The 21,011-nt window shown below is 63.6% G+C and carries 20 protein-coding genes and 1 pseudogene; 12 read left to right on the plus strand and 9 right to left on the minus strand.

What is annotated here, in order from left to right; all coding sequences use genetic code 11:
- The first annotated feature begins 18 nt into the window (after positions 1-18).
- The 3 genes from mtgA to JQ567_RS12030 all read left to right on the plus strand — a co-directional run bounded on the left by mtgA (position 19) and on the right by JQ567_RS12030 (position 1,818).
- The gene (mtgA, locus tag JQ567_RS12020; protein ID WP_212439004.1) at positions 19-696 is read left to right on the plus strand and encodes a monofunctional biosynthetic peptidoglycan transglycosylase; all 678 of its coding nucleotides are present in this window, start codon (positions 19-21) and stop codon (positions 694-696) included.
- Between the two features lie 157 nt (positions 697-853).
- Complete coding sequence (gene rpmF / locus JQ567_RS12025; RefSeq protein WP_027540899.1) at positions 854-1,039, plus strand: 50S ribosomal protein L32; 186 nt, start codon at positions 854-856, stop codon at positions 1,037-1,039.
- A gap of 143 nt (positions 1,040-1,182) precedes the next feature.
- Complete coding sequence (locus JQ567_RS12030; protein WP_212439075.1) at positions 1,183-1,818, plus strand: hypothetical protein; 636 nt, start codon at positions 1,183-1,185, stop codon at positions 1,816-1,818.
- A 25-nt stretch (positions 1,819-1,843) separates the two neighbouring features.
- Here the strand turns inward: JQ567_RS12030 and JQ567_RS12035 are convergent, their stop codons facing one another.
- Positions 1,844-2,131: a hypothetical protein gene (locus JQ567_RS12035; protein WP_212439005.1), complete on the minus strand. Its 288-nt coding sequence runs from the start codon at positions 2,129-2,131 to the stop codon at positions 1,844-1,846.
- A gap of 239 nt (positions 2,132-2,370) precedes the next feature.
- Between JQ567_RS12035 and JQ567_RS12040 the strand changes: the two genes are divergently transcribed.
- Positions 2,371-4,062 carry a bifunctional diguanylate cyclase/phosphodiesterase gene (locus JQ567_RS12040; protein WP_212439006.1) on the plus strand — a complete coding sequence of 564 codons (1,692 nt, stop codon included), beginning with the start codon at positions 2,371-2,373 and terminating at the stop codon, positions 4,060-4,062.
- Between the two features lie 204 nt (positions 4,063-4,266).
- Here JQ567_RS12040 and phaR read toward each other — a convergent pair whose 3' ends face one another.
- On the minus strand, positions 4,267-4,866 hold the full coding sequence (gene phaR / locus JQ567_RS12045; protein WP_212439007.1) for a polyhydroxyalkanoate synthesis repressor PhaR: 600 nt from the start codon (positions 4,864-4,866) through the stop codon (positions 4,267-4,269).
- A 312-nt stretch (positions 4,867-5,178) separates the two neighbouring features.
- Between phaR and JQ567_RS12050 the strand changes: the two genes are divergently transcribed.
- From JQ567_RS12050 to JQ567_RS12060, 3 genes are all read left to right on the plus strand, one after another.
- Positions 5,179-6,357, plus strand: a complete 1,179-nt coding sequence (locus tag JQ567_RS12050) for an acetyl-CoA C-acetyltransferase (RefSeq protein ID WP_074820477.1) — start codon at positions 5,179-5,181, stop codon at positions 6,355-6,357.
- A gap of 267 nt (positions 6,358-6,624) precedes the next feature.
- Positions 6,625-7,350 (plus strand): acetoacetyl-CoA reductase, encoded by a 726-nt coding sequence (phbB, locus tag JQ567_RS12055; RefSeq protein ID WP_192736448.1) that lies wholly within the window; start codon positions 6,625-6,627, stop codon positions 7,348-7,350.
- A gap of 191 nt (positions 7,351-7,541) precedes the next feature.
- Positions 7,542-8,417: a DMT family transporter gene (locus tag JQ567_RS12060; protein ID WP_212439008.1), complete on the plus strand. Its 876-nt coding sequence runs from the start codon at positions 7,542-7,544 to the stop codon at positions 8,415-8,417.
- A gap of 90 nt (positions 8,418-8,507) precedes the next feature.
- On the opposite strand, the gene JQ567_RS12065 is transcribed toward JQ567_RS12060, so the two are convergent.
- Both JQ567_RS12065 and gloB read right to left on the minus strand, forming a co-directional pair.
- Entirely contained in the window at positions 8,508-8,954 is a 447-nt protein-coding gene (locus JQ567_RS12065) for a cupin domain-containing protein (RefSeq protein WP_212439009.1), read from the minus strand.
- On the minus strand, positions 8,954-9,721 hold the full coding sequence (gloB, locus tag JQ567_RS12070) for a hydroxyacylglutathione hydrolase (protein ID WP_212439010.1): 768 nt from the start codon (positions 9,719-9,721) through the stop codon (positions 8,954-8,956). Before gloB ends, JQ567_RS12065 begins: the two co-directional genes overlap by 1 nt.
- 209 nt (positions 9,722-9,930) lie before the next feature.
- Here gloB and JQ567_RS12075 point away from each other — a divergent pair, with 209 nt between their 5' ends.
- On the plus strand, positions 9,931-10,674 hold the full coding sequence (locus JQ567_RS12075) for a methyltransferase domain-containing protein (RefSeq protein ID WP_212213815.1): 744 nt from the start codon (positions 9,931-9,933) through the stop codon (positions 10,672-10,674).
- Positions 10,675-10,744: 70 nt separating this feature from the next.
- Here the strand turns inward: JQ567_RS12075 and JQ567_RS12080 are convergent, their stop codons facing one another.
- The 5 genes from JQ567_RS12080 to JQ567_RS12100 form a co-directional block, all read right to left on the minus strand.
- Positions 10,745-11,509 carry a DUF4167 domain-containing protein gene (locus tag JQ567_RS12080; protein WP_212415996.1) on the minus strand — a complete coding sequence of 255 codons (765 nt, stop codon included), beginning with the start codon at positions 11,507-11,509 and terminating at the stop codon, positions 10,745-10,747.
- Positions 11,510-12,040: 531 nt separating this feature from the next.
- Positions 12,041-12,925 carry a peptide chain release factor N(5)-glutamine methyltransferase gene (gene prmC / locus JQ567_RS12085; RefSeq protein ID WP_312017388.1) on the minus strand — a complete coding sequence of 295 codons (885 nt, stop codon included), beginning with the start codon at positions 12,923-12,925 and terminating at the stop codon, positions 12,041-12,043.
- Positions 12,926-13,114: 189 nt separating this feature from the next.
- Entirely contained in the window at positions 13,115-14,194 is a 1,080-nt protein-coding gene (prfA, locus tag JQ567_RS12090; RefSeq protein WP_212439012.1) for a peptide chain release factor 1, read from the minus strand.
- Positions 14,195-14,247: 53 nt separating this feature from the next.
- A complete protein-coding gene (ptsP, locus tag JQ567_RS12095) occupies positions 14,248-16,515 on the minus strand; it encodes a phosphoenolpyruvate--protein phosphotransferase (RefSeq protein ID WP_212439013.1) in 2,268 nt (755 codons plus the stop codon).
- A 298-nt stretch (positions 16,516-16,813) separates the two neighbouring features.
- On the minus strand, positions 16,814-18,070 hold the full coding sequence (locus JQ567_RS12100; protein ID WP_212439014.1) for an aspartate kinase: 1,257 nt from the start codon (positions 18,068-18,070) through the stop codon (positions 16,814-16,816).
- Positions 18,071-18,271: 201 nt separating this feature from the next.
- Between JQ567_RS12100 and JQ567_RS12105 the strand changes: the two genes are divergently transcribed.
- The 4 genes and pseudogenes from JQ567_RS12105 to JQ567_RS12120 all read left to right on the plus strand — a co-directional run bounded on the left by JQ567_RS12105 (position 18,272) and on the right by JQ567_RS12120 (position 21,011).
- Positions 18,272-18,751, plus strand: a complete 480-nt coding sequence (locus JQ567_RS12105) for a PH domain-containing protein (protein WP_212439015.1) — start codon at positions 18,272-18,274, stop codon at positions 18,749-18,751.
- Positions 18,752-18,754: 3 nt separating this feature from the next.
- On the plus strand, positions 18,755-19,510 hold the full coding sequence (gene ubiG / locus JQ567_RS12110; RefSeq protein ID WP_212439016.1) for a bifunctional 2-polyprenyl-6-hydroxyphenol methylase/3-demethylubiquinol 3-O-methyltransferase UbiG: 756 nt from the start codon (positions 18,755-18,757) through the stop codon (positions 19,508-19,510).
- An 85-nt stretch (positions 19,511-19,595) separates the two neighbouring features.
- Positions 19,596-19,813: pseudogene (locus tag JQ567_RS12115) on the plus strand (GIY-YIG nuclease family protein).
- A 298-nt stretch (positions 19,814-20,111) separates the two neighbouring features.
- Positions 20,112-21,011 carry an EamA family transporter gene (locus JQ567_RS12120; RefSeq protein ID WP_212439017.1) on the plus strand — a complete coding sequence of 300 codons (900 nt, stop codon included), beginning with the start codon at positions 20,112-20,114 and terminating at the stop codon, positions 21,009-21,011.

Genomic DNA, 21,011 nt, shown 5'->3' on the forward strand with positions numbered 1-21,011 from the left:
AACCGGAAGCATCCGAATTTGCGCTTTGTCCGAATCTTATTGCTGATTTTGCTGGTGCTGCTGCTGTTGCCGTATCTGGTGACGCCGTTCTATCGCACCGGCCATCCGGTCTCGACGCTAATGGCCTGGCGCTGGCTCAAGGGCGCGCCGGTGTCGCGGCAATGGATCGATTTCAAGGCGATTTCGCCGGCGCTGCCGCGTTCGGTGGTGGGCTCCGAGGACGCCAAATTCTGCGGCCATCGCGGGGTCGATTGGAGCGCGCTGCAGGATGCGATCGAGGATCACGAAGAAGGCGAGGTGTCGGGTGGCGGATCCACCATCACCCAGCAGGTGGCCAAGAACCTGTTCCTGTGGCCGGGCCGCAGCGTGGTCCGCAAGGCGCTGGAGCTGCCGCTGGCGATGTGGATCGACCTGGTGCTGTCCAAGCAGCGGATTCTCGAGATCTACCTCAATATCGCCGAACTGGGCCCCTCCGGGCAGTTCGGCGCCGAGGCAGGGTCCCAATACGCGTTCGGTCGTTCGGCTGCGACCCTGTCGCCGCGCGAGGCGGCCCTGCTGGCGGCGATCCTGCCCAATCCGGTCAGGCGCAGCGCCCGTAGTCCCGGCCCCGGGGTGCGGCGTCTGGCCGGCACCTATATGGCCCGGGCCAACGCATCCGCGCTGCAGCGGTGCTGGAGCGAAAATCGTGCCTTTTGAGCCAATTTTCGGCCGATTTAACCTTGGCAAAGCCTAGCTTTACGTCATCCCTTCCTCTATAAGCGCGGCCTTATCGGCATCGCAGCCCGTGCTTTGAAGCGCTGGGCGGTCCGCTACCCAGGACGATGCCCTCCGACAACACCCCTAGAGGACCGTTATGGCCGTTCCCAGAAGAAAAACATCGCCCTCGCGGCGTGGCATGCGCCGCTCGGCGGACGCCCTGAAGAAGCCGACCTATGCCGAAGACAAGGATTCGGGCGAATTGCGCCGTCCGCACCACCTCGACCTGAAGACCGGCATGTACAAGGGCCGGCAGGTTCTGAAGGCCAAGAAGGAATCCTGATCGGGCCCGGGCTTGGCGCGGCGGTTCAGCCGTGCCTGCCTGAATTCGGCCAACGGGTGGGGTAAGACGGTTCCCGGAGGCGAAGCGCGATGCTTCGCCCGGGAGCGTTCAAGTTTCCTTTAGTTAAGGCCTCGCCGATGTCCATGGTCGGATTTCCGCTACTCCTGATTCCGCTCGCGATCTACAACATCATCGCCTTCCTGATGCCGGAAGTCGCTTTCAGCACGCCGCTGCTGAAGCTGATGCTGATGTCGGGCGTGGAATGGCAGGTGACGCTGAGCGACGTTCTGGTCGCGGTCGGCATCTTCCTGTTGATGTTCGAAGTCATCAAAGGCGCGCGTCCCGGCGCGAAATACCTCACCGACCATCTGCTGTCGCTGATCGTGTTCGGCGCGGCCGCTGCCGAATTCGTGCTGTGGCCGAAGTTCGGCACCTCGACCTATTTCCTGCTGACGTCGCTTGCGCTGGTCGACTTCCTGTCCGGCCTTGCCTTGCGCACGCGGCGTGGCGCGGTCGTGGCGCCTGCGGTGTCCGCCAAGGGCACCAGAAGACCTGAGCCACAGGCCGAACCGCCAGTGGCCGAGCCGAAACCCGAGCCCGCGCCGGCACAGGCGACAGCGCCGCCCGCGGCATCAGTCGCTGAATCAGTGTTGCTGGATCACCCCGAACCGGCACCGGCGCCTGCTGTCGCGCCCCATGCGGCCTCGCCGGAAGTCCCCTCGCCGGGGATACAGCCGGGCAGCGGTACGACACCGTCCCCGGACAAGCCGCCGCGCTGACCGGTCGTCGGATCAGATTTCTTGCTCAGATGACCTGCCGGGTCCGCCGTGCCACGCTGCGTCGTTCCTGCGGGTGTGCGCCATAGGCCGTCTGGGCATCTACGATCGAGGCACGTCGCATGCAGCGGGTTTGCGGCGCCTGGTCGGCGGTCGCCATCAGATGGGTCACGAAGGTCGGGTCGGGCCGCGCCGCGGTCGATTTCCGCGACCAGTGCACCGATTGGGTCACCGGCACGAGCGCGACACAGGCCGGCGCGTCGGCGTCGGAGACCTCTACGTCCAAAATATCTTCTGATCGTTCGGTATCGAGCATCGCACTGAACCGGCTAAAACTGTCACGTTTTGGGACGTGACGCCCTACCGCGATTCGCTCTTCGCAAGGCCTATGCCGATACGTGGCGGTTCGTTCCCGAAGGTTTGCAACAGCCATAAAACGTGGTTTCCAGATTATTTATGAACTTTGCCTAGCGTGTGATTTGGTAGAAACACTATCCTGAAGGTGCCAGAATCACCTTGCCTGTCTTTGGGCTGTCCCGAATCGAGGCGACTTTGATGTCCGCTGTCCCGCAAGCCTCCAGCATCCTCGCTTCGCTCGGGCAGGCCACGTTCGTCTGGGATCTCGCCGCCGACAGCATCGTCTGGAGCGACAACGCCGCCTCCGTCTTTACCGACATCGCCCCGGAAGCGCTGGCCAGTGGCACAGGGTTCGCCAAGCTGATTGAGCCGAAAGGGTCGATCCGGTCAGACGCGCTGGGTCACACGGCCCCTGCACGCGGCGGCGAAGGCGTTGCTTACCGGGTCGAATATGGCGTGCGGGCCTCGACCTCCGCGCCCGTGATCTGGATCGAGGAAACCGGCTGCTGGTTCGCCGGCGCCGACGGCAAGCCGGCGCGCGCGCAAGGCGTCGTCCGCGTCGACAATGAGCGCCGCGCCCGCGATGAGCAACTCGTGCGGCTCTCGCGGCACGACCCGCTGACCGGCGAACTCAATCGCACCCATTTGGTCGCCGCGCTCGCCGAGGCGATCGAGGAAGCCGCGCGCTTCCGTTCGTCCTGCGCCTTCATGCTGATCGGCATCGACCATCTGGCGCGCATCAACGACGCTTTCGGCTTCGATGTCGCCGATGGCGTGATCGCGGAAGTCGGAAAACGCATTCGTGCGCGGCTACGCGGCGGCGACGTGCTCGGGCGATTCTCCGGCAACAAATTCGGGCTGATCTTGCGCAACTGCACCGTCGACGACACCAATGTCGCGGCCGAGCGGTTTCTGGCCGGCATTCGCGACGAGGTGGTGCCGACCGTGTCCGGCCCGGTGTCGGTAACGGCGTCGATCGGCGCGATCAGCATCCCGCGTTACGCCCGCAGCGCCGATGAGGCCGTCACCCGCGCCCAGGAAACGCTGGATGGCGCCAAGAGCCGCCGTTCCGGATCTTTTTCGCTGTGGAAGCCGAATGTCGAACGCGACGCCCAGCGCCGCGTCAACATCCGCGTCACCGACGAAATCGTCACCGCGCTGAACGAGCGCCGGATCGTGACCGCGTTTGAGCCGGTGGTCGAAGCGCGCTCGCGCCAGCCGGCGTTCTACGAATGCCTGGTGCGGATGGAGCAGGACAACGGCGAGGCGTTGCTGGCACCGGATATAGTCCCCGTCGCAGAACGACTTGGCCTGATCCGGCTGGTCGATCACCGCGTGCTGGAACTCGCGGTCGCCGAACTCGCGGCGTCACCGAACGTGCAGCTCAGCCTCAACATCTCACCCGACACCACGATGGATCCGGACTGGTCGGCCTCGATCGAATCCTTGATGCGTGCGCATCCGGGCGTGGCCGAACGGCTGATCGTGGAAATCACCGAGACCGTGGCGATCCAGGATATCGACGACATCAGAGGCTTCGTCACGAGGCTGAAGAATTTCGGCAGCCGGATCGCGATCGACGATTTCGGCGCCGGCTACACCTCGTTCCGGAATCTGCGCAAGCTCGGCGTCGACATCGTCAAGATCGACGGCGCCTTCGTGCAGAACATCGCGCGCTCGGCCGATGACCGCGCCTTCGTGCAGACGCTGATCGATCTGGCGCGGCGGCTGCAGATCAAGACGGTGGCGGAATGGGTGCAGGACGAAGAGTCCGCGGTCATGCTGCGCGAATGGGGCTGCGACTACATCCAGGGCCGCCTGATCGGCCTCGCGTCACCGGAGCGGCCGTGGGCCGTGCCGGCCGGGACGGTGTTGCCGGCGGCGAGTTAGAATTGTCGCTGCATTGAAATATCTCTCCGTCGTCCCGGACAAGCGAAGCGCGATCTCAGATGCGCAATTGCGCATCGGGGGACCCAATGCGCGTGGTTATGCTCAGCTGGAGCTCCAGCTCTTCCTAAAATCAGGGTTGGTGGTTATGGGTCCCGGCTCAAGGCCGGGACGACCGTATGGAGAGCGTGGAGCGCGGAAGAAAAACTACTCTTCCTTCTTCGGCTCTTTCGACATGCGCTCGAGGCGGTCCTGCATGTCTTTCATCTGGCGGCGAAGGTCGTCGATATTGTCTTCGTTGGCCGCAGGCTCCGGCACTTTCTCGGGTTCGACTGACGTCACGCCGCCGCGCGGCGGCACGAACGGCTTGAACATCGAGAACGTCTGCTGAAACAGTTCCATGTTGCGGCGGACGTGTTCTTCGAGCGGCGCAAATGGCGTTCCCGAGAACGTGTTGGTGAGCTGCTTGCGGAACTTTTCCTGCTCGCGCGTCAGCGTGTCGATCGATTGTTCCAGATATTTCGGAACCACCATCTGCATGCTGTCGCCGTAGAAGCGGATCAGTTGGCGCAGGAACGTGGTCGGCAGCAGATTTTGCCCCGCCTTGTTTTCCTGTTCGAAGATGATCTGCGCCAGCACCGAGCGGGTGATGTCGTCACCGGTCTTGGCGTCATAGACGAGAAAATCCTCGCCATCCTTCACCATCGCTGCGAGATCCTCGAGCGTCACATAGGTGCTGGTGCCGGTATTATAGAGCCGCCGGTTAGCATATTTCTTGATCGTGGTGGGTTGGTCTGACTTGGCCATGGCCATGGGGCTCACACATCGTACCGAGAGCGGGGAACCCGACGGCATCGCCGGCGGGCAGACGAGCAACGCAACGCAGCAAAGTAAGCATTTTCAATGCGGTTCGGCTACCGTTTTGTGCGGCACGGTTAATTCCAAGGCATGGAGACTGCTTCGGAAACTGCCAGAGACGCTATTTTGAATGCGCCGCGGCGTGATTTTCCCCTCTGGCCGATTGACACACGATGCCTAGGTTAACAGGATGGTCCCAAGAGACAGGCCCGCCATCCGGCCGCCCGCCGTCGAGAAACCTCAAGCCCACAGGAGATGTCCATGTCAGACGATGTCGTCATCGTCAGCGCCGCCCGCACCCCGGTCGGCAGCTTCAACGGCGCGTTCGCCACCACCCCGGCCCATGATCTTGGCGCCATCGCCATCAAGGCCGCGCTGGAGCGGGCTGGCATCGAGCCGGGCCGCGTGTCCGAAGTCATCATGGGGCAGATCCTGACCGCGGCGCAGGGCCAGAATCCCGCCCGCCAGGCCTCGATCGCGGCCGGCATCCCGGTGGAAAGCCCGGCCTGGGGCGTCAACCAGCTCTGCGGCTCGGGCCTGCGCACCGTCGCGCTCGGCTATCAGGCGCTGCTCAACGGCGATTCGGAAATCGTCGTCGCCGGCGGCCAGGAATCCATGAGCATGGCCCCGCACGCGCAATATCTGCGTGGCGGCGTCAAGATGGGCGGCCTCGAACTGGTCGACACCATGATCAAGGACGGCCTGTGGGATGCCTTCAACGGCTACCACATGGGCAACACCGCCGAGAACGTCGCACGGCAGTACCAGATCACCCGCGCGCAGCAGGACGAGTTCGCGGTTCACTCGCAGAACAAGGCCGAGGCCGCGCAAAAGGCCGGCAAGTTCAAGGACGAAATCGTCCCCGTCACCATCAAGACCCGCAAGGGCGACATCATCGTCAGCGACGACGAATATCCGCGCCATGGCGCCACCGTCGAAGCGATGGCCAAGCTGAAGCCCGCCTTCGAGAAGGATGGCACCGTTACCGCCGGCAGCGCGTCCGGCATCAATGACGGCGCCGGCGTGGTGGTGCTGATGACCGCCAAGCAGGCCGCCAAGGAAGGCAAGAAGGTCCTCGGCCGCATCGTCTCCTGGGGCCAGGCCGGTGTCGATCCGAAGATCATGGGCACCGGGCCGATCCCGGCTTCCCGCGCCGCGCTGAAGAAGGCCGGCTGGAACATCGGCGATCTCGATCTGATCGAGGCCAATGAGGCGTTTGCGGCACAGGCCTGCGCGGTCAACAAGGACCTCGGCTGGGATACGTCCAAGGTCAACGTCAATGGCGGTGCGATCGCGATCGGCCATCCCGTCGGCGCTTCCGGCGCCCGCGTGCTGGTGACGCTGCTGCACGAAATGCAGAAGCGCGATGCCAAGAAAGGCCTCGCCACGCTGTGCATCGGCGGCGGCATGGGCATTGCCATGTGCATTGCGCGCGACTGAACCATAGCGTTTTCAAGCGAAGTGGGTACCGGTTCGCGTCAAGAAAACGCGTACAGATAAAAGGCAGGCAGGATGCGTTGTTGATGAAAAGTTCATCTGTCAACCACGGCTCAAATCGATAAAACTGAAATGCCCGGTCTTGCGCCGGGCATTTTCATCTCTGGTGCGTTATCGAGTGAGAAAACGCGCCGCACTTTGAAGAGCAGGCTTCGTCAAAAGACCGGGACAATTCCGGCTCGTAAAAAGACCACCAAGGAGGATTACGACATGGCACGTGTTGCATTGGTTACGGGGGGTACGAGGGGCATTGGTGCTGCGATCAGCAAATCGCTGAAGGCGGCGGGCTACAAGGTTGCGGCGAGCTATGCCGGCAATGACGCCGCGGCGGAGAAATTCAAATCGGAGACCGGCATTCCCGTTTACAAATGGGACGTCAGCTCGTTCGACGCCTGTGCGGCCGGCGTCAAGCAGGTCGAGGCCGATCTTGGTCCGGTCGACGTGCTGATCAACAACGCCGGCATCACCAAGGACGGCGCTTTCCACAAGATGACGCTCGAGCAGTGGAACGCGGTCATCAACACCAATCTCGGCTCGCTGTTCAATATGACCCGCCAGGTGATCGAAGGCATGCGCGCCCGCAAGTTCGGCCGCGTCATCAACATCTCCTCGATCAACGGCCAGAAGGGACAGTTCGGCCAGGTCAATTACTCGGCGGCCAAGGCCGGCGACATCGGCTTCACCAAGGCGCTGGCGCTGGAGAACGCCAAGGGCGGCATCACCGTGAACGCGATCTGCCCCGGCTACATCAACACCGAAATGGTGCAGGCGGTGCCGAAGGACGTGCTGGAGAAGAGCATCCTGCCGCTGATCCCGGTCAATCGCCTCGGCGAGCCCGAAGAAATCGCCCGCGCGGTGGTCTTCCTCGCCGCCGACGAGGCCGGCGCCATCACCGGCTCGACGCTGACGATCAATGGCGGGCAGTACATGGTGTGATTGCTGGGGTCCTGTCGAATCGCTCGCAGCCACAACTTATCAAGAAGTCGTCATGCCCGGCCTTGTGCCGGGCATCCACGTCTTTACAACCGCGTTAGAAGAACGTGGATGGCCGGGCATAGGCGAGCGGAAGCGACGCCGTCTTCGACGGCTATGCCCGGCCATGACGCAAAAAACTTTAACCAGGCACGATGACCCCCCGCACAGCCACGCTAATCGGACTGACCGCGATCCTGATGTGGTCGCTGCTGTCGGTCCTGACGGTTGCGACCGGGAAAATTCCGGCGTTTCAGCTCGCGGCGATGACATTCGCGATCGGGGCGGCGGTCGCCTTCATAAGCTTCATCTGGCGGCCCGCAGCCTTCGGCGCGTTACGGCAATCCCCGACCGCGTGGGTGGTCGGCGTCGGCGGGCTGTTCGGCTATCACGCGCTGTATTTCCTGGCGCTGCGCTTTGCGCCGCCGGCCGAAGCCGGGCTCTTGAATTATCTCTGGCCGCTTTTGATCGTGCTGTTCTCCTCGCTGCTGCCGGGCGAGCGGCTGGCGGCGCATCACATCATCGGCGCGCTGCTCGGTCTCGCCGGCACGGTGTTGCTGTTGTCAGGCAATAGCGGCGGCGGCTTTGCGCCGGGCCAGATTCCGGGACTGGCGGCGGCCTTCGTCGCGGCCTTTGTGTGGGCGGCCTATTCGGTGATGTCGCGCAAGCTCAAGGCGGTGCCGACCGACGCGGTGGCCGGTTTTTGCCTCGCCACCGCACTGCTCGCGGCTCTCGTCCACGGCATGGTCGAGACCACGGTCTGGCCTGAAACGTCAGGGCAATGGCTTGCCATTATCGCACTCGGCGTCGGTCCGGTCGGCGCTGCGTTCTTTACCTGGGACATCGGCATGAAGCGCGGTGACATCCGGGTGCTCGGCGCGGCATCCTATGCGACGCCGCTGCTCTCGACCGCGTTTTTGATCCTCGCAGGCTTTGCTACGGCGAGCGCCACGATTGCCATTGCCGCGATCCTGATCGCCGGCGGTGGTCTGATCGCGGCAAAGGATATGGTGTGGAAGAAGGGTCAGTAGGGTGGGCAAAGGCGCACTTGCGCCGTGCCCACCATCTATCCGCAATATCGCTCAATGGTGGGCACGCTCCGCTTTGCCCACCCTACAAAATCACTCAGGCTCCCAATCCTTCGGCGCCATCTCGAATGTCGCAAAATCGAATCCCGGCGCGACCGTGCAGCCGACCAGCGTCCAGTCGCCGGTGCCCTCGGCGGCTTGCCAGGTGTCGGGCGGCACGATCGCCTGCGGCTGTTCGCCGGCGGCGAGATTTGGGCCGAGCCTGAAACTCCATTGCCCGTCATCGTCGGCGATTTTCAACGTCAGCGCGCTGCCGGCGTAGTAATGCCAGACCTCGACGGCGTCGATGCGATGCCAGTGCGAACGCTCGCCGCGCGCCAGCAGGAAATAGATCGCGGTGGATCGCGAACGGCCGCTCGCATCGGTGCGGGAATCGCGAAACGTCTCGCGATAATGCCCGCCTTCCGGATGCGGCTTCAGCTCGAGCCGCGCGATGATCTCGGCGGCACTTGTCTCGGCAGTGTTTGCCGGGAGCGTCATCAGGACTTGTTCTTGCGTTCACGCAGTTCGCCGAACACGTCGGCGGCGTTGGCGCCCTTCATGTGCAGCTTGGCGGCGACCGACGGCTCGTCGGCGCGCAGGAACACGTTGGATTTCTTTTCCTCGCCGAGCAGCACCGGGATCGTCGGCTTGTTCTCCGCGCGCAGTCTGGTCACTTCCGCGGCACGCGCGACCAGCGCGGGATTGTCGGGCTCGACCGTGAGCGCGAATTTGACGTTGGAGGCGGTATATTCGTGGCCGCAATAGAGTTTGAAATCATCCGGCAGCGCGCGCAGCTTGAGCAGCGAATCCCACATCATGGGATAGTCGCCTTCGAACACCCGGCCGCATCCGATCGAGAACAACGTGTCGGCGGCGAACAGCGCTTTTTCGCTGTCGAACACATAGGAGATGTGGTCGAGCGTGTGGCCGGGCGTTTCCAGCACGCGCACCAGGAGATCGCCGACCTTGATGACGTCGCCATGGGCGGCGCGCAGATCGACATTGGCGATCGCCGTGGATTTGTCGTGCGGGGCGACGACGCGGCAATTGTACTTCTGCTTCAGCTCGGCGACGCCGCCGACATGGTCGTGGTGGTGATGGGTGACCAGAATATCCGTCAGCGTCCAGCCTTCGCGTTCCAGCGCCTTGAGGATGGGGCCGGCTTCCGGCGCGTCGATCGAGGCGGTCGCTTTGGTTGCGGGATCGTGGATCAGATAGCCGAAATTGTCGTTGAGGCAGGTAAAAGTGCGAATTTCCGAAGCCATGGTATCTCCACGAACAGTATGAGTGATTTCTTGCCTGAGCATGATCTCTTCGGAAAACCGGTGCCCGCCCCGCCATCGAAGTGCGGGGCGCGCCTTTCCCGATCAAGCTCTAACACGCCACATATGGGCAGGAAATATGGCGTTAACGCTCCTGCGGCAATGCAAATTTCCAGGCTCCGCGGGGAACGGCGGCGTGATAGATTGAACCCATGACCATCGACGTCATCGACCTCCGCGATTTCTATTCGCGCCGCCTCGGCATCGTGGCGCGGCAGCTGATCAATCGCGGCATCCGGGCGCGATGGCCTGATGCGGATGGGCTTCGCGTACTCGGGCTAGGTTATCCCACGCCCTATCTCGGCCTGTTTCGCGAAGATTCCGAACGCTGCATCGCGTTCATGCCGGCGGCGCAGGGCGTGCTGAAATGGCCGACGGCGCGGCCGGCGCTGGCGACCCTGATCGATGAATTCTCGATGCCGTTGCCGGACGCTGCCGTCGATCGCATCCTGCTGGTGCATGCGCTGGAAATGTCCGACGATCCGGAACGTTTGCTGCGCGAGGTGTGGCGTGTGCTGGCGCCGTCGGGGCGCCTGATTGCGGTGATTCCCAATCGCCGCGGGGTGTGGACCCGCACCGACAACACGCCGTTCGGCCATGGCCGGCCCTATTCGCGCGCGCAGATCACGCAATTGTTGCGGCAGACCTGGTTCACGCCGACGGCGTGGGGCGAGGCGCTGTTCCTGCCGCCGGTCGGCAAAGGCTGGTTCCTGCGTTCGGCGATGGCGTGGGAGCGCGTCGGCGCGGCGCTGTCGCTGCCGTTCGCCGGCGTGCACATCGTGGAGGCGACCAAGCAGGTCTACCGTGCGATTCCCGCGCATCGCGAACGCACGCGGCTGATTCCGTCGCTGCAGCCGGTGCTGGTGCCATCGTCGACGACGGCGACGCGGGCATAAAAAAGGGCGGGCACGCTTGCGCGATGCCTACCCTTGAAAACTGCCTGTGCGCAGCTGGCGCTTACGCTAGTTACTCATTCCCCGGATTGAAATCTTCGCTCGGGACCGGCGCGGCGGCTGCGTTGTCGGGACGCGGGCCGTGCGGCCGGCGGCGCCGGCGCGGGAAACGTTCACCGCCGCCATTGCCTTCGAAGGCGCCGGGCGCGGCGTTCACCTGCGGCTGCGGCCCGGTGATGAACGAGGGCAGACGATCGACGCCGCCGGTATCTGCAATTACCGGCTGCGGCTGGGGCTGCGGCTGATATTGCGGCTGCGGACGATGTTCGCGTTGTTCGCGATGATGCTCGCGCGGCTGCTGGTCGCGGTCGCGCTGGAAGGGTTGCCCCTCACGCGGCTGGAAATCGCGCTGCTGATTGTTCTCGCGTGGCACGAACGGCTGTTGCTGCTGCGGCACGAAGCCCGGCTCCTGGCCGAAATGGTTGAAGTTCTCGCCCTCTTCGTCGTGCTCCTCGGCCGGCATTTCGTTTTCGGTGCGCGGCTGCGGCTGGTTCTGCCGGAATTGCTCCTGGGCGGCAGCGATCAGGCGGAAATAATGTTCGGCATGCTGGTAGTAATTCTCCGCCGCAACCGGGTCGCCGGATGAGCGTGCGTCACGCGCCAGCTGGACGTATTTCTCCGCTACGTGGGAGGCGGTGCCGCGAATCTTGATGTCGGGTCCGTTCGATTCGAACACCCGGGTCATCGGATTTTGACCGCGCCGGTTATTATTGTTGTTGTTATTATTATTGTTGTTATTCCGGTTACGCATCCGCTTGTTGTTCTGACCGTTTCTCATGTCTCGCCTTTATTCCAGCCCTGAAGTTATGCCGTTGCCGTCGTAGCCTCACCGGTCCGGGCACACGACTGTGCGCACCGATTCACGGTGTCGTTCAAATTCATGACGTCGATTTCGCCAACCCTCGCGTTCAACAAGGACGCGTTCCCCAACCGCCGGCGTTCACAGCCGGCCGGACCAAATGACTTAGCCTGCCAAAACCAGCCCAACAGAAACGCGCCCGACCGAAACAAGCTCAACAGCCGCTGGAGCACAGGCTCTACGTAACTGTTTTGCGTGACTGTTTCTTGCGTAGGTATTCAAGCGCAATATCAGGCTTTCGTTCGCTTTGCGGTCGAGAGCAGCACAGCTCAGGCTATTGCGCTCGATTGGACCTGCGTTTTGGAACCTTTCACTCGGCGGGCTCTCGTTTCGAGAACTCAGGCCTCCACCCGTTATTACGGGGGCGGCAACCCTGGACCGATGTTGTGACCGGAACGTAGTCGCTCCCGGGCAATATTCCAAGTGGTTTTTTTGCGTTCCAATAGGGCCTTATCGGGGCATTTTGCCGCCCGCGACCGCCCGCTGAATGCCCGCCAGATCGGCTTTGGGGGCACTTGCGGGGATTAGCCCCGCCGCCGCCATCAAGGCCTGGATTTGCCCGCTTTGGCCCTCCCCGGCCTCCACAACCAGGGCCGCGCCCGGCGCCAGGAGAGGCGCGGCCTGCGGGATCAGCGCGCGGTAGGCATCCAGCCCGTCGGCGCCGCCATCGAGCGCCGCCAGCGGGTCGTATTTCCGGACATCGATGGCGAGACCGGCGATGTCCGCCGAGCGGATATAGGGCGGGTTCGACACGATCAGGTCGAACGACCCGGTCAATCCGGACGCGTAATCGCAGGCGATGAAGGTCGTACGATCAGAGAGCCCTGCCGACGCGGCATTCGTATGGGCGGTCTGCAGGGCGGCTGACGAAATGTCGGTGCCGAATCCGTGCGCGTTTGGCAGCTCCGACAACAACGCCAGCAAGATCGCCCCGGAGCCGGTGCCGAGGTCGGCGATACGCAATTTGCGGCTGAGCGCGCCGCCGGCACCCAATAATTCCAGCGCCAGCTCGACCACCGTCTCGGTGTCGGGCCGCGGCACCAGCGTCGCAGCCGAGAGCTTTAGCGGCAGCCCCCAAAACTCCTTGTGGCCGACAATACGCGCGACTGGCTCGCCTTGCAGGCGGCGATGCGCGAAATCTTCCAGCCGCAGTGATTGGTTTGCCGTAAGCTGCCGCTGCGCGGCCGTGATCAGGCCGGTGAGATCAAGGCCAAGCACCGCGCCGACGAGCAGGCGCGCATCGATTTCGCTGGATTCGATCGCATTGGATTTGAAGCGTGCGGTGAGCGTGCGCCGCGCGGTCTCGACGGTTTGTCCGACGAAAGATTCGGTCACCTGACGACCTCGCAAGAATCCATCCATCCGTCGTCCCCGCGAAAGCGCGGACCCGCAGCGTGAGCGCAATTGCGCTCATCGCGCCGCCGCGGCCTCTCGATGTGGGCGGTGGGTGTTGATATCTCGCGCAATAACGCAGGCCCGTGGTTATGGGTCCCTGCTTTCGCAGGGACGACAGCTTTATTCAATTCACGCCGCGGCGCCCTGGGCGGCGAGTTGGGCGGCCTGATGCTCGGTCGTCAGAGCGTCGATCAGTTCGCCCAGCGATTCGCCCGCGATCACCTGCGGCAATTTATAGAGCGTCAGGTTGATGCGGTGGTCGGTGACGCGGCCTTGCGGGAAATTATAGGTGCGGATGCGCTCGGAGCGGTCACCCGAGCCGACTTTCTCGCGGCGGTCGGCGGAGCGCGCCGCATTGATGCGCTGCTGTTCGGCGTCATAGATGCGCGAGCGCAGGATGTTCATCGCCGAGGCGCGGTTCTTGTGCTGCGAGCGGCTGTCCTGCATCATGACAACGATGCCGGTCGGGATGTGGGTGATGCGGATCGCGGATTCGGTCTTGTTGACGTGCTGGCCGCCGGCGCCCTGCGCGCGCATGGTCTCGATCCGCAGATCGTCGTTCTTGATGTCGACATCGACATCCTCGACCTCGGGCAGCACCGCAACCGTTGCCGCCGAGGTGTGGATGCGGCCCTGCGTTTCTGTGTCGGGCACGCGCTGCACGCGGTGCGCGCCGGATTCGAATTTCAGTTTGGCGAACGCGCCGCGGCCCTGCACTTCGGCGATGATTTCCTTGTAGCCGCCCATGGTGCCCTCGCTGGCGGAGATCACCTCGACCTTCCAGCCCTGCAGCGCGGCAAAACGCTCATACATCCGGAACAGGTCGCCGGCGAACAGCGAGGCCTCGTCGCCGCCGGTGCCGGCACGGATTTCCAGCATCACGTTGCGGTCGTCCATCGCGTCTTTCGGCAACAGCGCGACGCGGATCTTCTGCTCGAGTTCGCCAACGCGCGTCTGCAGCGTCTCGAGCTCGGCTTCCGCCATGCCGCGCATGTCAGGATCGGCCGCGGAATCCGCCAGCAACGTTTCGGTGTCTGTTATTTCGGCGCGCGCCGCACGATAGGCCTTGACGGCATCGATCAGTGGATTGAGCTCGGCGAGTTCGCGCGTGATCTGGACGTATTTCTCGGAAGAGAGCTGGCCGAGCAGCTCCGCCTCGAGCGAAGCGTGATGGGCGAGCAGGATATCGAGTTTGGCTTCGGGTAACATGTCGGAGTTCTCAATGGCGCAAAGGAAAGGGGCGTTGCGGGGGCAGAGCCTCGCTACAACGACAACCCTTCGGCTTCCGCGAATTCCGTCAGCTTCTGCCGGATCGAGACGCTACCGGCCGGCGCTTCAAGTAGCGGCATCATGACGGCCTCGGCCTTCTTGGCATCGAGATCGAGGATCAGCGCTTTCACCGGGCCATGCGCGGTCGCCGACAGCGACAGCGAGCGGTAACCAAGCGCGATCAGCGCCAGCGCGCCGAGCGGTTTTGACGCCATCTCGCCGCACAGCGAGGCGCTTTTCTTTGCCGCATCGGCCTTGCGCACGATGTCGCGCAAGGCCCTCAAGATCGGCGCCGACATGGTGTCGAACCGTTCGGAGACCTTGGCATTGCCGCGGTCGACCGCGAACAAGAACTGGAACAGGTCGTTCGATCCGATCGAGATGAAATCGACCTTCTTCAGGAGTTCGTCCATCTGGTAAAGCAGCGCCGGCACTTCGACCATGGTGCCGACGTCGATGCGTTCCGGCAGCGCGTGGCCGTGCTGACGCAGATAGGTCAGCTCGCGCTCGACGATGGCTTTGGCCTGATCGAACTCGGCGACTTCCGAAATCATCGGGAACATGATCTTCAGCGCGCGGCCGCCGCCGGCGCGCAATAGCGCGCGAATCTGGCCGCGCAACAGGCCGGGACGGTCGAGCCCGAGCCGAATCGCGCGCCAGCCGAGCGCGGGATTTTCCTCGATTACGGTCTCCATATAGGGCAGCGCCTTGTCGCCGCCGATGTCGAGCGTGCGGAACGTGACCGGTTTCGATCCCGCGGCGTCCAGCACCGTGCGATACAGCGCGAGTTGGTCAGAGGTGCGCGGCAGGCTCTGGCCGACCATGAATTGCAGTTCGGTGCGGAACAGCCCGATGCCGGCGCTGCCGGTGTCGTCGATATGCGGCAGGTCGATGACGAGGCCGGCATTGATCATCAGCTCGATCTTCTGGCCGTCCCTGGTCACGCAGGGCTTGTCGCGCAGCGCCGAATATTGCGCCTGCCGACGCGCGCGGAACCGGACCCGCTCGGCATAGGCCGATTCGATCTCGGCCGAAGGGCGCACATAGATCGAGCCCGAGGTGCCATCGACGATGATGGCATCGCCGGGATCGGCGAGCCCCGGCGCGTTGGGGATTTCGCCGACCGCGGGAATGCCGAGCGCGCGCGCCACGATCGAGACGTGGGAATTGGCGGTGCCTTCCTCCAGCACCAGGCCGCGCAGGCGCTTGCGGTCATAGTCGAGCAGGGCGGCCGGGCCCATCGCGCGCGCGATCAGGATCGCGTTGTCGGGCAGCTGTTCACGTGACGGCGCGTGGTCCTGGCCGACCAATTGCCGCATCAGGCGGTGGCCGAGGTCTTCGAGGTCGTGCAGGCGATCGCGCAAATATGGATCGGTCGAACGCAGCATGCGCGCGCGGGTGTCGGACTGCACGCGCTCGACGGCGGCTTCCGCCGTGAGGCCGGTGGCGACCGCCTCGTGCAGCTTGTGTGACCAGCCATGGTCGTTGGCGAACATGCGGTAGGCTTCCAGCACATCTCGGTGCTCGCCGCCCTCGGCGACGTCGCCGCGCTCCAGCATGCGGTCGAGATCGGCGCGCAGCTTGGTCAGCGCCGCGTCCAGCTTCTTGATTTCCTTCGGCAGGTCTTCGGCAATGTAATTGGTGATGACGACGCGCGGCTCGTGCAGCACGACGTGGCCGAGCGCGATGCCGTCGGACAGGATCGCGCCGGCCTTGTGCAGGGAATGCCGCGCCGCGGGTTCCGCGCCGGGCTGCGCCAGCGCCGCCAGCTCGCCGGAGGCGATCATCTCGGCGACCACCATGGCGGTGGTCTGCAGCGCCTCGACCTCTTCCTCGACGTAAGTGCGCTTGGCGCGGTTCTGCACGACCAGCACGCCGAGCGTGTTGCCGGCGCGCAGGATCGGCACGCCGAGGAACGAATGATAGATTTCCTCGCCGGTTTCCGGGCGGAACGAGAACGCCGGGTGGGTTTGCGCGTCGGAAAGGTTGAGCGGGGTGGCCTCGCTGGCGACGAGGCCGACCAGGCCCTCATGCGCGCTCAGAACCGTTCTATGGACGGCGTCGCGGTTCAGACCCTCGGTGGCGTAGAGTTCGAGCGTGTTATCGACGCGCAGCACGTAGGTCGAGCACACCTCGGCCACCATGTTGGCCGCGATCAGGACCACGATCTTGTCCAGCCGCTCCTGGGCGGAGACCTGCTCCGCCATGGTTTCGCGGAGCCGTCTCAACAAGACGCGGGGGCCTCCCGACGTGCTCCGCATCTGCCAAAATCCTCCCCCGCGAGGCCAGCGTGCCGGGTGGCCGGGCGCTGGCGTGAAACTCAACAATAGCAACAATTTTATTCATTCGGCGCCGCCGCAAGCCGCCACCAAAACCATCGTTCCCGGCCGAATCGGGATCGCCAAACTGTGGCACAGTTTGCGGCAGCTCACCTGTCAGGCCGTATAGCCAATCGAGGCTTGCTTTGCCAAGCAAAACGCCTGCCAGTAGCAATAACGTCTGTGTCAGGCCAATGCTGCGGGCGCTAAGAGAAAGTAATTCTAGAGCAGATCCGATGCTCTAGGCCTGGTCGAGCCCATAGAGCGTGTGCAGCGTGCGCACCGCAAGCTCGGTATAGGCGGCGTCGATCAGCACCGAGAACTTGATCTCGGAGGTGGTGATGGCGCGGATATTGATATTTCGCGCGGCAAGTGCGGTGAATGCCTGGGCCGCGACGCCGGCATGGCTGCGCATGCCGCTGCCGATCACCGACACCTTGGCGACGTCGGTCGCACTGTCCAGCCGCTTATAGCCGATCTTGTCCTTGGCCGAGGCGATGGTGTCCCTGGCGCGGGTATAGTCGGAGGCCGGCACCGTGAAGGTCAGGTCGGTGGTCTTGCCGTCCTCGGAGACGTTCTGCACGATCATGTCGACATTGATGTTGGCGGCCGCGAGCGGTCCGAAGATCGCGGCGGCAACGCCCGGCTTGTCCTCGATCTGGCGCACGGAAATCTGGGCTTCGTCCTTGGAGAAGGCGATGCCGGTGACGACGTGGCTTTCCATGATTTCCTCCTCGCTGCAGATCAGCGTGCCCGGCGGCTGGTTGGCGTGCGGGTCGATATCCTCGGGCTTGTCGAAGCTGGAGCGGACGAACACCGGCATGTTGTGCACCATGCCGAGTTCCACCGAGCGCACCTGCAGGACCTTGGCGCCCTGGGAGGCCAGTTCCAGCATGTCCTCGAAGGCGATCTTGTCAAGCCGCCGCGCCTTGGGAACCACGCGCGGGTCGGTGGTATAGACGCCGTCGACGTCGGTGTAGATGTCGCAGCGGTCGGCATGGATGGCGGCCGCGATCGCCACCGCCGAAGTGTCCGAACCGCCGCGCCCCAGCGTGGTGATTCGGCCCGTCTGCGGATTGATGCCCTGGAAGCCGGCGATGACGGCGACTTCCTTGCGGTCCTTGAAACGGTTGATGATCTCGCTGCCGTCGATTTCGAGGATCCGCGCCGAGGCGTGCGCGTCCGAGGTCCGGATCGGGATTTGCCAGCCCTGCCAGGAGCGGGCCTGAATGCCGATCGCCTGCAGCGCGATCGCCAGCAGTCCGGACGTGACCTGTTCGCCGGAGGCCACCACCGCGTCATATTCGCGGGCGTCGTGCATCGGCGAGGCGTCGCGGCACCAGTCCACCAGCTCGTTGGTCTTGCCGGACATCGCCGACACCACCACGGCGACGTCGTGTCCGGCATCGACTTCGCGCTTGACGTGACGCGCGACGTTGCGGATTCGGTCGATATTGGCGACGGATGTACCGCCGAATTTCATCACGAGGCGGCCCATGACGACGCGTGCATTCCCTGTGAGGATAAGTATGGTGGCCCGCACGAAAATGGAGCGCCCGGGCCGAAAGCGGCGTATACATAGCGGCGCGTCCCGGGGCAAGCATCCGGGTGCATTTTCGGTCTAAAAATGGCGCAAAATGCTGTGGTAGCGGGTTAATTCAGGTCGGGCGCAATTTAGGTCAGGTGCAAGGTTAGGTGTATGGGGCGTTATATCGACGATATCCTGCAGCCCGGCGAGAAGGTGCTGTATTCCACCAATGCGCACTGGATCTTCTTCCTGCCGGCGATCGTGAGCTGGGTCGTGGCAACAGCGCTCTTCGTGGCCTCGGGCATGATCCCGGCGGGTCCTTTGGTGCTGGTTTGCATGTCGCTGGCGGCGATCGTCGCGATTTTCGCTTTGTACAAGACGGCTACCGCCTGGTTCCATCGCTGGACCACCGAAACCGACGTCACGAATTTCCGTGTCATCCACAAGACCGGTTTTGTTCAGCGGCAAACGTTCGAGATGAGCGTGGACAAGGTCGAGAGCGTCGACGTCAACCAGAGCATCCTCGGCCGCATCCTCAACTACGGCGACGTGACGGTCCTGGGGGTCGGCGAGGGTGGCAAGACCCTCGACACCATTGCTTCGCCGTTGGCATTTCGCAATGCCATCACGGCGCGACCGGCCGGTGCGTAAATCATGGCCATGCAGACAAATCACGGCGCATCGGGCAGCACGGTCGACCCGGCCGAAGTCGCAAAATTCTCAAAACTGTCGGACGAGTGGTGGGACCCCAAGGGCAAGATGGCCCCGCTGCACAAGATCAATCCGCTGCGGCTGACCTATATCCGCGACGCCGCCTGCCGCAAGTTCGAGCGCAACGTCAAAAGCCTGAATTGCCTGGGCGGCCTGCGCATCCTCGATATCGGCTGCGGCGCCGGCCTGTTGTGCGAACCGTTCACGCGGCTGGGCGCGCAGGTGATCGGGATCGATCCCTCCGCGACCAACATCGCTGCCGCCAAGCTGCATGCCGACAAGGGCCATCTGTCGATCGATTACCGCTGCACCACGGCCGAGGAGATGGACGTGCGCGAGCGCTTCGACATCGTGCTGGCGATGGAAGTGGTCGAGCACGTCACTGACGTGGGCGTCTTCCTCAACCGCTGCGCGGCGATGCTCAAGCCGGGCGGGATGATGGTGCTCTCGACGCTGAACCGCAACTGGAAGAGCTTTGCGCTGGCGATCGTCGGCGCCGAATATGTGCTGCGCTGGCTGCCGCGCGGCACCCATGAGTGGAACAAGTTCGTCACCCCCGACGAGCTCGCGCAGCATCTGGCCAACAACCGGCTCGCCATCACCGAACAGGCCGGCGTGGTCTACAACCCGCTCGCCGACAAATGGAGCATCTCGTCCGACATGGACGTGAACTACATGGTGGTCGCGGAGGAGATGTAGGCAGGTCTAAATCGCTGTTGTCCCTGCGAACACAGGGACCCATAACCACCGGCCCACGTAATCAAGCAAGATCAGCGTTCCGAGCATGTATTACGTCTACATCCTCGCAAGCCGACGCCACGGGACCTCTACATCGGGGTAACGAACTCCCTTCAGAAACGACTTGAGCAGCATCGCAACGGAGAGGGCTCCTCGTTCGTCAGAGCGTACGGCGTGTTTCGCCTCGTCTACGTCGAATCATACGATTGCGCCGAAGAGGCGATCGCCCGAGAGAAACAACTGAAACGGTGGAAACGCGACTGAAAGATCGAGCTGATCGAGCGTGAGAATCTCGAATGGCGTGATCTCAGCGATTTATTAGTTTAGCCCGAACTCTCTCCCCACGTCGTCCCTGCGAACGCAGGGACCCATAGCCACCGATGCTGCGATTGGAAAAAGGCCGTTGCCAGCTTGCCCTCAACTAGGGCCGCGGCGTATGGGTCCCTGCGTTCGCAGGGACGACAGCGGTGTTTGATCGTTGGCGCAATCCTGTCATGCGCCGTTTCGGTTGACCGCGTGCGCTGTGACCGGCACGGTGCGGCACCCTTCCGCCGGTATTTTCATGTTCACGATTGCCTCGCTCTGGATTCCCTTCACCATCATTGCTGCGCTCGGCCAGGTCGCGCGTAATGCGATGCAGCGGTCGCTGACGGGGCCGCTCGGGACCTGGGGCGCGACCAATATCCGTTTCCTGTTCGGCTTTCCGTTCTCGATCGTCTTCTTCGTGGTCGTGGTGACCGTGACCGGCGACCGCGTGCCGTGGCCGACCACAGCGTTCTGGCCGTGGCTGTTGCTCGGCGCTCTCAGTCAGATCGTCGGCACCGGCATGATGCTGCTGGCGATGAACGACCGCTCGTTCGTGGTGACGACGGCCTATCTGAAGACCGAGGCGATCCAGACCGCGATCTTCGGCTTCATCTTCCTGGCCGATCATCTGACGGTGCTGAAAGTGGTCGCGATCCTGATAGCGACCGCCGGGGTCGTCGTCGCGGCGCTGCGGCCGGCTGGCGGTAAGGGTTTTGCCGACCTGAAGCCGACGCTGCTCGGCCTTGGTGCCGCCGCGGCGTTCGCGCTATCGGCGGTCGGCTTTCGCGGCGCTGTCATCGGGGTGCCTGATGTCTCCTTCGTGACGGCAGCTTCCTACACGCTGGTGTTCGGCCTGTTCGTGCAGACGCTGGTGCTGTCGATCTATCTGCTGATCCGCGCGCCCGACGTGCTGCGGAAAATCCTCGGACTGTGGAAGGCCTCGATGCTGGCGGGCTTCATGGGCGCGTTCGCCTCGCAATTCTGGTTCCTGGCGTTCGCGCTGACGGCGGCCGCCAATGTCCGCACGCTGGCGCTGGTCGAGGTGCTGTTCGCGCAAGGCGTGGCATATTATTCGTTCAAGCAGCCGCTGTCGGCGCGGGAATTGTCGGGGATTGTCCTGATCGTGGCTGGCGTGGCGCTGCTGGTGGCGGCTTAA

The sequence above is a fragment of the Bradyrhizobium sp. AUGA SZCCT0431 genome (genome assembly GCF_018131065.1).
Lineage (GTDB): Bacteria > Pseudomonadota > Alphaproteobacteria > Rhizobiales > Xanthobacteraceae > Bradyrhizobium.

Coding starts and splice junctions, on each gene's coding strand:
- JQ567_RS12105 (WP_212439015.1), top strand. CDS start 18,272: ATGGGGCGTTATATCGACGATATCCTGCAGCCCGGCGAGAAGGTGCTG.
- JQ567_RS12050 (WP_074820477.1), top strand. CDS start 5,179: ATGTCAGACGATGTCGTCATCGTCAGCGCCGCCCGCACCCCGGTCGGC.
- prfA (WP_212439012.1), bottom strand. CDS start 14,194: ATGTTACCCGAAGCCAAACTCGATATCCTGCTCGCCCATCACGCTTCG.
- JQ567_RS12060 (WP_212439008.1), top strand. CDS start 7,542: ATGACCCCCCGCACAGCCACGCTAATCGGACTGACCGCGATCCTGATG.
- JQ567_RS12100 (WP_212439014.1), bottom strand. CDS start 18,070: ATGGGCCGCCTCGTGATGAAATTCGGCGGTACATCCGTCGCCAATATC.
- JQ567_RS12080 (WP_212415996.1), bottom strand. CDS start 11,509: ATGAGAAACGGTCAGAACAACAAGCGGATGCGTAACCGGAATAACAAC.
- gloB (WP_212439010.1), bottom strand. CDS start 9,721: ATGGCTTCGGAAATTCGCACTTTTACCTGCCTCAACGACAATTTCGGC.
- ubiG (WP_212439016.1), top strand. CDS start 18,755: ATGGCCATGCAGACAAATCACGGCGCATCGGGCAGCACGGTCGACCCG.
- phbB (WP_192736448.1), top strand. CDS start 6,625: ATGGCACGTGTTGCATTGGTTACGGGGGGTACGAGGGGCATTGGTGCT.
- JQ567_RS12030 (WP_212439075.1), top strand. CDS start 1,183: ATGGTCGGATTTCCGCTACTCCTGATTCCGCTCGCGATCTACAACATC.
- JQ567_RS12040 (WP_212439006.1), top strand. CDS start 2,371: ATGTCCGCTGTCCCGCAAGCCTCCAGCATCCTCGCTTCGCTCGGGCAG.
- rpmF (WP_027540899.1), top strand. CDS start 854: ATGGCCGTTCCCAGAAGAAAAACATCGCCCTCGCGGCGTGGCATGCGC.
- JQ567_RS12035 (WP_212439005.1), bottom strand. CDS start 2,131: ATGCTCGATACCGAACGATCAGAAGATATTTTGGACGTAGAGGTCTCC.
- JQ567_RS12065 (WP_212439009.1), bottom strand. CDS start 8,954: ATGACGCTCCCGGCAAACACTGCCGAGACAAGTGCCGCCGAGATCATC.
- ptsP (WP_212439013.1), bottom strand. CDS start 16,515: ATGCGGAGCACGTCGGGAGGCCCCCGCGTCTTGTTGAGACGGCTCCGC.
- JQ567_RS12120 (WP_212439017.1), top strand. CDS start 20,112: ATGTTCACGATTGCCTCGCTCTGGATTCCCTTCACCATCATTGCTGCG.
- phaR (WP_212439007.1), bottom strand. CDS start 4,866: ATGGCCAAGTCAGACCAACCCACCACGATCAAGAAATATGCTAACCGG.
- JQ567_RS12075 (WP_212213815.1), top strand. CDS start 9,931: ATGACCATCGACGTCATCGACCTCCGCGATTTCTATTCGCGCCGCCTC.